Source organism: Marinicella sediminis (genome assembly GCF_002000055.1).
GTDB classification, from domain to species: Bacteria; Pseudomonadota; Gammaproteobacteria; order Xanthomonadales; family Marinicellaceae; genus Marinicella; species Marinicella sediminis.
The window spans coordinates 1-895 of the sequence record NZ_MVBD01000037.1 but is presented as its reverse complement, the minus strand read 5'-3'; the positions used below and the strand labels follow the sequence as shown (position 1 = coordinate 895).

The window sequence follows — 895 nt, the reverse complement described above, 5'->3', positions numbered from 1 at the left end:
ATCATCGACCCTGAACAAGACAACACCCTGGCGCTTTACCTGCACCAGGCAGATGGCAGCCCGCTGACCGGCACACAGGTTCAATTGACGGTGTTCAAAGGACCTGGCACAGGCACGGTACTCAATGGCACAAGTGATGGTTCAGGCCAGGTCAGTTTTCAGCTCAGCCACAGCGTCAATGGCACCGACCGGCTGCGGTATGAATTCACTCACAACAACCAACCTCACCGCTGTTTGGCGCTGGCCCGCTGGGAAGTGGACATCATCTTTGCCGATGGGTTTGGCGACTGAACAGCTCCCAGGTGGGGCGATGACTGATACACTTGAACTCGACCGATATGGCGGTGGCTGTGATGACAAACCAGCTGGATGTTTCAATTTAGTTTCCCTGGTTGGTGCATGTCGCTGTCTTGTTGTTCTGAATCTGGCAGTCTGAATATTTGGACTTTTTCATGCGAATCTCCTTAAGATTCATCATCAGAAAATTCTACTTTTGACTTCAGCTATTTTTCGGGGGGATTACCATCTAGCTAATGCCTGTCCCTGTATTTTCTCCTGTATTTTCTTTTATAGTCTTCTTCTTCAAAAAAAACAGCCTCCCGGTTGTTTCCCCTTTGAATGACGTGATTAGGTATATCAGGTACAAAAAACCTTGGTTTCCTTGGCATGAAAACTCCCTCAAAAGTATTTACTTTAACACTTTTACCTTTTAAAGGTTACTGACCCCTATATTTTAATAAAACTGGCTTAATGATAACCTGGTTTCATTCTTTTCACTTTCAAACGAAAAACATAATTCATTACTGCTATCTGACCAATCAGGCAAGTCTTCAGCATATCTATATTTTGGAAAGCTATTACATCTACCCTTTGCGAAACAAATTAAGCCATCAGT

Annotated in this window: 1 protein-coding gene; it reads left to right on the top strand. The window is 44.4% G+C overall.

Annotation, left to right across the window (positions count from 1 at the left end):
• Positions 1 to 291 (top strand): Ig-like domain-containing protein (locus B0475_RS17345; protein ID WP_157893060.1); only part of this gene is annotated, 291 nt, incomplete at its 5' end.
• Positions 292 to 895 lie beyond the last annotated feature (604 nt).